2 protein-coding genes are annotated in these 3,006 nt (G+C 38.2%); one reads left to right on the top strand and one right to left on the bottom strand.

What is annotated here, in order from left to right:
* The first annotated feature begins 73 nt into the window (after nucleotides 1-73).
* Nucleotides 74-1,171, top strand: coding sequence for a glycosyl hydrolase (locus RAC86_RS37325; protein ID WP_377886821.1), 1,098 nt, complete (start codon nucleotides 74-76; stop codon nucleotides 1,169-1,171).
* Between the two features lie 485 nt (nucleotides 1,172-1,656).
* On the opposite strand, the gene RAC86_RS37320 is transcribed toward RAC86_RS37325, so the two are convergent.
* Complete coding sequence (locus tag RAC86_RS37320; protein ID WP_377886823.1) at nucleotides 1,657-3,000, bottom strand: MATE family efflux transporter; 1,344 nt, start codon at nucleotides 2,998-3,000, stop codon at nucleotides 1,657-1,659.
* Nucleotides 3,001-3,006: the final 6 nt, after the last annotated feature.

Here is a 3,006-nt window from a genome sequence, read left to right as displayed (position 1 = left end):
TAGATTCTGTGCTTTATAAATCTTTAACAGAATAAATGATTAAAATAATAAAAAGTAGAAGACGGAGAATATTATGTATAAAAAAATTGCTGTTTTTATATTACTATCTTTCATAATCGTTTCATCTTTTTCACAGTCGGCTCTTGCTCATACAGTTTACCCTGTGAATCCTAATGCACAGGCAACAACGAAAGAGTTGATGAATTGGCTGGCTCATCTGCCAAACCGATCTGAAAATCGCATACTGTCAGGTGCATTCGGCGGATTCACAAATGCTTCGTTTTCCATGAAAGAAGCCAACCGAATTAAGAATGCTACTGGCCAGCTACCCGCAATTTATGGTTGTGACTATTCCAGTGGATGGTTGGAGAAGCCCTATATTTCTGATATTACTGAGACGATCGACTATAGTTGCAACAGTGACTTAATCTCATATTGGAAAAGCGGTGGAATACCACAGATTAGCTTACATCTAGCTAATCCTGCATCCAGTACTTTTGGGAAAAATGCTTCCCATATTTCAAACAGTGAGTATGAAAAAATCTTAGACTCATCAACTACAGAGGGTAAGCGATTAGAGGCTGTTCTGAGCAAAGTTGCAGATGGCCTTGATCAGTTAAAAAATGAAGGTGTACCTGTTCTATTCAGACCTCTTCATGAAATGAATGGAGAATGGTTTTGGTGGGGACTAACCGAATATAACAAAAAAGACAGCCAGCGCTTCTCACTTTATAAACAACTTTATCAAAAAATCTATCATTATATGACTGATACAAGAGGTTTGGACAACCTGATATGGGTTTACTCACCGGACGCCAATCGAGACTTTAAGACTGACTTTTATCCTGGATCTTCATATGTTGATATTGTTGGATTAGATGCGTATTTCTCAGACAATTTTTCAATTCAAGGATATGATGAGTTAACAGCTCTTAATAAGCCATTTGCGTTCACAGAAATCGGCACACAAAAACAAGATGGTAATTTGGATTATGCTGTGTTTCTTAATACAGTCAAACAAAAATATCCGAAAACCGTGTACTTTCTAACTTGGGATGAGGTTCACAGCCCTTCGGTTAATAAAGGTGGGTCTAATTTTTATAATGACAGCTGGACCCTTAATAAGGGAGAGGTATGGGCTGGTAGTTCACTTACACCAATAGTTGAATAACTGAAATGACAAAGGACATAAACAATTTCTTCATGTCGTTGAGTAACACTTGTTGAATTTCTTACAGAAAAATTGATCCAAAGAAGATACTAGACGTTGTGCAAAGAAAAACGTTAAGACGCAGACATCGGTTTGCTCCTCTTTTTCTGTCCATGAAAAGAGGAGTGGTGACTTTTGCGTAAATCGCAATTTGTGTAAATATCATTATTGTTTTTGATGATTCTAATCGTGTATTTAAAAGGAAGAGAGTAAAAAAGCCCGACGTTTACTGTTTTGAACTCACCATTTTTTAATATATAAGCTTCATAATCAATGAAAGTGAGCGGAATAACTCGTGCGGGTTCAATTCTTCTAAACCACATTAATAATAAAGTGGGAGGATTTGAGAAGGGGATAGTTTAGCCGATTATGAGGGCTAAACTATCTTTTTTTACATATTTGATTAGTTTACAATACGGATTTAAATGTCATATGTTTACTAGCACTTAACTATTCAATTCAGGCTGCAATTTGTTCCTCAAAGCATAAAGCATGATGGCACCTACAAGGAATGCGACTGTATCTGCAATGACAAGTGACCAAACCACCCCATGAAAGCCGTTCACCTGATTGGCGATGAACAATACAGGAATCAGAGTAATTCCTTGTATAAATGACATAACAAAAGCGGCCGTTCCTTGCGCGGTAGCTTGGAAGATACCAGTAAATAATGAGGACATCCCTGTAATAAATATGGATAAAAACGTAACATGTAGAATGTAGCTGCCTATTTTAATTAATTGCGGGTCATTTGTAAATAAACCTATTAGATGGTCGGAAATTAAATAGACGATAACGCCAAACATTACTGCTAGCGTCACAATCGCTTTTAATGTAAATCCAATGGTATTTTTCATGCGTAATTTATCCGCTGTAAAAGAGAATGCAATTAACGGTACAACCCCTTCACATAGTCCCATCAAAATAAATTCAGGAAATTGAAATAAGCGGGATGAAATTCCGTATGCAGCAATGGCTTTGTCCCCATATTCGACAAGAAAATGATTAAAGATAAGAGACATTGCCCCCAAAAAAATACTCATAATAAAGACCGGAATGCCGATTTTTAATACATTGCTCAGAATATCCAGGCCAACCTTGAACCACTTTACGGAGACAGTTAAGAACTGGCTCTTATATCCCATGTGGAAGGCATAGAATGAACTCGCAGCCAAGTTGGAAATGACGGTAGCAGACGCAACTCCGATTACACCCCAATGGCATACGAAGATGACTAACGCATCAAGCATAATATTTACAACAACACTGAGAATCATACCGATCATCGACGTGATTGCTGAACCCTCTGAGCGCACGATATTCTCCAGCGTGAAAAATAATACGACGAAAGGTGAACCAATAAGCATAACCATGACATAGTCCTTCGTGAAGCCGAAGGAGTCAGATGTTGCCCCCAGGCCATGAACAATTGGATCGATTAAAGGGAGACCCACTGCCATCACAATAAGACCAAGAACTAAACTGCTGTAAAAGGCAAATGAGGATACATGCTTTACATCATCATATTTTTTCTCCCCGAGCAAACGGGAGATGAATGTACCGCTGCCCATGCCAATCAAGTTGCCTAGCGCCATAATGATTGCAAATAACGGCAAGGTTAATGCGAGTGCGGTTAATATGGCGGTATTGTGGAGTGTACCAAGGAAAAAGGCATTTAGAATGGAATATATGACACTCATTGATGTACCTAGCATCATCGGTATAGCGAAGTGAGCAACAGCTTTTGCGATCGGTGCTTTTTCAAAATAATAGAGGTTTTCTGTATCCATTATATT

The organism is Bacillus sp. LR_5 (assembly GCF_042709275.1).
This window is presented reverse-complemented; position numbering and strand designations above follow the sequence as displayed.